The organism is Nevskia soli DSM 19509, assembly GCF_000711955.1.
GTDB classification, from domain to species: Bacteria; Pseudomonadota; Gammaproteobacteria; order Nevskiales; family Nevskiaceae; genus Nevskia; species Nevskia soli.
Genome location: NZ_KL544000.1, coordinates 62,323 through 68,607, shown reverse-complemented (window position 1 = coordinate 68,607; position 6,285 = coordinate 62,323). Strand labels below are relative to the sequence as shown.

Annotated in this window: 4 protein-coding genes; 1 reads left to right on the top strand and 3 read right to left on the bottom strand. The window is 59.5% G+C overall.

Features of this window, described 5'->3' with window-relative positions; translation table 11 throughout:
* Positions 1-274: 274 nt before the first annotated feature.
* From BP26_RS0125790 to BP26_RS27170, 3 genes are all read right to left on the bottom strand, one after another.
* Entirely contained in the window at positions 275-1,486 is a 1,212-nt protein-coding gene (locus tag BP26_RS0125790; RefSeq protein WP_157572779.1) for a T6SS phospholipase effector Tle1-like catalytic domain-containing protein, read from the bottom strand.
* A gap of 634 nt (positions 1,487-2,120) precedes the next feature.
* The gene (locus BP26_RS0125785) at positions 2,121-3,497 is read right to left on the bottom strand and encodes a DUF1329 domain-containing protein (protein WP_245611899.1); all 1,377 of its coding nucleotides are present in this window, start codon (positions 3,495-3,497) and stop codon (positions 2,121-2,123) included.
* 65 nt (positions 3,498-3,562) lie between these two features.
* Positions 3,563-5,494 (bottom strand): DUF1302 domain-containing protein, encoded by a 1,932-nt coding sequence (locus BP26_RS27170; RefSeq protein ID WP_245611898.1) that lies wholly within the window; start codon positions 5,492-5,494, stop codon positions 3,563-3,565.
* A 160-nt stretch (positions 5,495-5,654) separates the two neighbouring features.
* On the opposite strand from BP26_RS27170, the gene BP26_RS0125775 reads away from it, so the two are divergent.
* Positions 5,655-6,257, top strand: coding sequence for a TetR-like C-terminal domain-containing protein (locus BP26_RS0125775; RefSeq protein ID WP_029923425.1), 603 nt, complete (start codon positions 5,655-5,657; stop codon positions 6,255-6,257).
* Positions 6,258-6,285: the final 28 nt, after the last annotated feature.

Sequence of the window (6,285 nt, the reverse complement as noted above, 5' to 3'; positions counted from 1 at the left end):
CCGACTTGCACTGCGCAAAAATGACCGCCGTCGCAGGCGCGATTCATTCTGTTACAGGCTCTTAGATCTCGCTAGCCAAAAGCCGACATTCGCGACTGACCGCAATGGCGCCGTGAGCAGCGGTTGAATGACCGATGGCACCAGCCGCGGGCAATCGTTTTTCAGGAGGTCCAGACGGCTCGTTTTGGCGCACAGCTGCCCTTCCCAACCCACAATAACTGTTGATTGTCGGCTGAACACGCCCAACTGCTTCAATCGCCGTTGGATGTATTACTTAATGGGCCACATTCGGCCCACTACACGGCTCCATGATCGCATCTTCTCGCACGGACCAATCCGCAAGAAAGTACTTGTTCAACAGGGCGTCCGGACGGTATGGTGCCGCCACACCATCTTCCACCAGCACGGAAGGCTCTTTCAACAGCGCAAGCACGTGGCTGCTGAGCCTCAGCTTCGTTGGCAACGGACGGTCTGCGGTCTGGTATACCTTGCCGTTCCAGGGGCGGTGGAGGATTGTTGCAGCCCTCGTGTTCAGGGCGGGGCCGTGATCGAATCGCAGGCCCTGCGCCTTGACCTGGTCGATCATCCAGAGCAGAGGAATGTCGGAAAGTCCCGTTTCTTCCGGAGCGTACCCACCGCCCACGTCGGAATGGGCGCCAGGGAACAGCACTTGCACCACACCGTCACGCTCATCCCAAATTGACGGAGTGAAATCGATGCGCTTCTCATCCACGGCAATCGCATGGAACCCATGAATGACCGCAGGGCTCAGAGTGTTGTTGGCGAACTCGAACACATCGAGCCGGATTCCCTTGGTCTCATCGATGTCCGGCACACCCAGAGCACCTACGGTATCCCAAACGCCGACTGCCTGAATTTGCACGTCCGGCACAAACTTGAGCGTGGGTACCGGGCCAAGGCCGATTTCGAAGCGCGTGTAGAGATTGGTGACTACATCGGCCAGGTAGTGCAAGGCATGATGGTCCGCCGACGGCATGGCACTCCGGTATTGGTGCCAGGCCGCAAACCCCGCCCTGTACGCCTCCTTGGAGCCAGCGACCAGCCCCATGCCCGCCCAATCCAGTAGCCCCAGCTTGGCGACCAAGCCGGCAACGGTACGGGCCGCATAGGAGCCGCGGCTGAATCCCAGGATATAGATTCTGTCGCCTCGCCCGTAATAGCGGGACAGGAAGGTGTAACCACGCACGACCCGCCCGATCAGTCCGGCACCGACCGCACCTTCAAAATCCCTTGCAAGGACGTTGTCGGAGTTGCCCACGCCGTAAATGTACTTTCCGACCTGAACGGCGGCGCCATCCACCACCTTTTGGAACTCACGCTCCAGGTCTGCCGGCGCCAAGGGAGCGGATCCGTCCAGACACTCGAACAGCCTTTGAACATTGGTCGGCGTCGGCTCCGATTTCTGGTCTTTGGTCTGTGGACTGTTCCAGGTTCCGTCCAGGCAAAGAACGATATTCTTTCCCATCTCCCTTTCTCCCCATACGTAGACGTTCGCGTCCAACCATATTTCTACGGCCTATGCATTCCACTCATCCTTCTGTAATAAAACAAGGTTCAGCCGAACCTGTCTGTGACGTGGTTCGCGCGCTTGCTGCTGCTTTCCGAGTTGGTGACGCCACACGGATGACCTGAAGGGATGCAGGTACCCACGTAATAAAGGGGTCTTGTCGTCAGTAAGTTCGTCCACAATATCAGGGGCAAAAATGCCCCTCCCGTGTTGGTCGTTTTTCAGCCCAACGCAACCACCCCACGAGCAAGGGCACTGCTGGCGAACAAAGCAACATTTGCTGGTGGATGTCCGCTATCAAGCATGGGCCCCATGTCTCCGGCCGGCTACAGACTGCCATCGAATTGATGGACGACTAAAGCGTGCCCGCTCGCCCTGAGTCGGCAGCAGTTCATCATCCACCCGATCGCGAAGAAGCTCGGCCCATTCACGTATCTCGAGCTGGGCAAGGCCAAGTCCAGTTTGGCGCAGGCGCATCGCAAAGCGTCGCGAGTGGAAGACGGCGTCGCGTTCTGAGCGCAATGCCGCTCTCCGAAACAGTCTGGCCTCGAGGCGGAGCCCTGGCTTTCAAGCAGCGCGCGGGACTAGTCGATCAATGCCCCCCACGTGCCGCTGATTCCGGCGTGAACAGCGCCGGCGTGATGCCGGTGCGATCCAACTTCCACCATTTTTCGCCCGGCTCCTCGTTAACGAGATAGGTCGCCTCATAGCTGCCCGCGGTGAGGTCGTGATAAACCGACACCCCGCGGTGCCAAGATGATGATTCCTGCGAGTAGTGGTAGTTGATCAGCGTAACCCGCCAGAGCTGGTCGCGGGCATCGTAATTGTCCGCCCACAAGGTCAGCCAGCTATCCTCGTCGACGTACAAGATGCGCTTGCTGTAGATATGGCGGACGCCTGGTTTGAGGTCGCCTTCAATTACCCAGACGCGGTGCATTTCGTAGCGCTCATAGTCCGGGTTGATAGTATTGGGCTTGATCAGCTCGGAGTACTTCACCGCGGTGTCGTTGATCCTGAAGTTATCGTAGGGCAAGTACAGCTCTTTCTTACCAATCAGCTTCCAGGTGTAACGCTCGGGCGAGCCGTTAAAGCCGTAGTCGTCGTCGACGGTACGCTTGCCAGTAGGCGGCACCGGGTAGTCGAAGCCGACCTCGGGGGCTTCGCGCACGCGGCGGATGCCGGGAATGTACTGCCAAGACTGGGTGGCATCGGCGTTAAAGTCATTAGGCTGGTATCCCACGGCGACAAAGCCCTTCTCGCGCTCGGGCAGCATGAACGCGGTGTAGAAGTAGGCGTTGATCTTGTCCTGGTAGGAGCCGTGCCGGGCCGGATCGGTGGCCAGCGCCAGCGTCATGTAATGTTGCTTGCCCCAGGCCACGCTGCCGCCCGCATAGACGTCAGCGATATCGACGATGGCGTCTTCGCTCCAGGGGCGATAGGGATCGATGGTGTTCCAAACCGCCTCGATGCCGCTGGCGGGGAATGGGAAGGGTATGCTGCCGGCCGTGCCGATGATGCCCTTGCCGTCATGCACCACGTCGGCGCTGACGGCATTCTTGCGGTTGATGTCGCAGACCCAGGCCGGCACCCCGAAGTCGCGATGGCTGGGGTAGATGTCCATGCGGAACGACTGCGGATATTTGACCAGCATCGCTTTCATACCGTCGGTGAGCTTGTCCTGATATTGCGCCATATTCTGCGCGGTGATGCTGAACAAGGGCTTCTCTCCTGCGAAGGGCCCGGGCTCGTAGCCCGATTTGCCGGTCATGCCTGGCCAGGAGCCCACGTACTTGCCGGTAAAGGCCGCAACGCCGCCGGACGTCCCGGCCTTTTCGGCGCCCATGCACGTGAATTTCGCTCCATCCAGCTCGGCGGCCTTTTCCGCCGACACCTTTGCCAGCACCTGAGGTGACGTGAGGCAAGGTAGGGCCAGGGCAAGCAGAGCAGCCGCGTTTCGTAACGACATCATGTTTGCTCTCCCGTAGAGAATCGCATAAGCCGTCGCGTCAGCTGCGGCAGCTGTCTAATCAGGCGTCAAAGGTTGTAGGTGATATGGAACGTCGCGTAGTCGCGGTCCATGTAGGGATTAGCCTTCAGGGTACTGGCACCAATCGTCTCATTCGGATTGCCGAAGAAGAAGTTGTAGCCGATGCCGATCTCCAGGTTCGACAGGTACTGGAAGTTCAGGCTGACGCCCAAACGCGTGTCGCCCTGGCCATAGAGTGCCCCGAATGCGCCCGGCATCGATGGGTTGCCCTTGACCAGCATGCCGAAGGAGATCGGGGTGGACATGTCCCAGCCTCTGAACACGTCGTGCTTGGCGGGGATGGTGAGCGTGTTGAAGGCCCAGGAATTGCGGCTGTAGAACAGCGAATCACCGTTGCCAACCGGGATGATGCCGGCGGTATCAGGCACGCGATCGATGCCATTCGCATGAATGCCGCCGATCTCCGCAGTGAATGCGACATCGTCGTAGAACACGTGCGGATTGGTGACGTAGAGCGCGGAGATCAGGGCTTGCGAGAGGCGGCCACGGACGAAGACCGGGCTGACTACATCGGCGATGGTGGTCGCCGCCGCTACGTCCGCGCCGTCGCGATAGTTGAATTCGCCGGCGACATTGAAGGGTCCGAGCACGGTGGAGAACGCGGCGCTGTAGAGGTGGATGCCATCGAAATACTTGACGTTGTAAGTTACAGGCACCATCTCATTGATGATGGCGGTGGTGATCACCGGCTTGGTGGTAAAGTCCGGGTAGCCGAAGTTGAGTTGTACCGAGGGATTGGGATCGTCGTAGCGCAGGTAGTAGAAGGCAACGTTGGTGCGGCTGGTGACCTGATACTCCAAGCCGGCGCCATACTGACCGCCATCGCTTGGCCTCAGGTCAGGTCCGCGGGTCGTGTTGATCGTCCGGGGTGCTGCGGTGGCCTGCCCCACGACGCCCAGGAGCTGGCCGCAGATAAGGTTTTCCACCGAGGCCGGCACCACCGGCACTGGCGTATTTCCGATGTGCAGGTTGGTGAGGAGCCCGGGGCAGGCCCCCGGACCGCCGTATAAAGGATTGGCGGAGCCATAAACGAAGGTTGCGCCCGGACCAATGGCGTCGGAGGGAGAGAAATAGTCTCCTTCCGGGAAGATCTCGCTTGCGCGGAAGGCCAGCTTGTAATAGCCCAGCAGAGACAGTTCGTTGGTGAGGCTCAGGCGCAGCGACACCTGGTTCGTGGGGAGCAGGATGCTCTTGACCTCCGCGCCCGGTATGAACGCCTTGGTCGCGTCTGCCCGCCCCTGCGCTAAGGCGACACCGGAAAAAAAGAGGCTCTGGCCCCATGCTACCAACTGCTGCCCCACGCGCAGATCGAGGCTCATATCGCCGATGCTCCAGTCGCCGTATGCATAGGCGTCGAGGAGACGGAAGCGCTGCCCGTCGTAATAGCGTGCCCCAGGAGTCCAGTGTGTATTCGGCAAATCAGTGTTGTTGGTGTCCGGCGAGTCGTTATCGTTCGGGTGGTGATAGACCTGGTCGTAGAACACGTCCCCGCTGGCCACGACGCCGTAGTTGTTCCAATGGACCTGCAGTTCACCCAAAGCCGTTACCCGGTTGTTGATGAGGCTGCCCGCCTTGAAATTACGGTCGCCGTCGTCCGAGTTGATGGTGGTCGACAACCCAGAATGGGTGAAGCGGAAAATCTGTGGCGGCTGTCCTTGGGGCAATACCGGGAACAGGTAGGACTGGAAAGGATCGACCGGCCCGTTGATCAGTGCGTTGTTTGGATTTCCTGTCCGCACGCCCACTCCGTAAGACAGGGCGAGCTTGTAGTCGAGCGAGGCGCCATTCCACAGATCCGCGCTTCCCGCAAGGCAGCGCGGCGGCAGAGCCAAGCATGAGATCGCCACAACGGTGAGCCATCCCATCCGCCCAATCAATGGACGTGCACTCAGTGCACCACTTCCAACTTCCAGCCCCATGTCATCACCCCCTCGGTCGATGCCGTTCCTTGTGGACGGCTCGGAGCGCCTCTCCCAGTGGCTAGAGGCGATTTTATTATGAAACGATTTGTACCATATATAAAACTAGGGAACGCCGCAAGTCGAATCGTGCGAAAATTGCGGAACATCGATTACACCCATGCCCACCGCCTCCAAAAAAACTTCGCGCCGCTCCCCCGGTCGGCCGCTCAGCGCCGACTCCGAGCGCGCCATCTTCACGGCAGTGCTGCGCATCCTGAGCACAGAGGGGTACAGCGATCTCACCTTCGACAAGGTCGCTGCGGCGGCTAAAGCCAGCAAGGCGACGATCTACCGGCGCTGGGGGACCAAGCAGAACCTGGTGATGGCGATCTTCCGGCAACTGCCAGCGGTCGACCTAGTCGACAAAGGCAACCTGTCAGCTGATCTGATTGCCATGTTCCACGAGTTCCTGAAACTGATGCAGCATTCTCCGCTGAAGTCGGTGTTGCCAATGCTGGCGGCCGAATGCGTGCATAGGCCGGAGCTGGCCGATGCGCTGATCGTGATCAACGAGCAGCGGCGTGTCCCGATGCGTCTGGTGTTCGCCCGGGCCATCCAGCGTGGCGAGCTCCCCAAAGGCACCGACATCGAACTGGCCATCGACATGATCCAGGGCGCCATAGCGATCCGTCTGTATTTCCTCCTCGACACTTTGAGCGAAGACTGGATCGAAAAGCTGGTCCATACCGTGCTGCAGGGCTTCAAAGTTCGCGGCAAGTAACGCCGAAGAAATGATGTTTTGATACAAA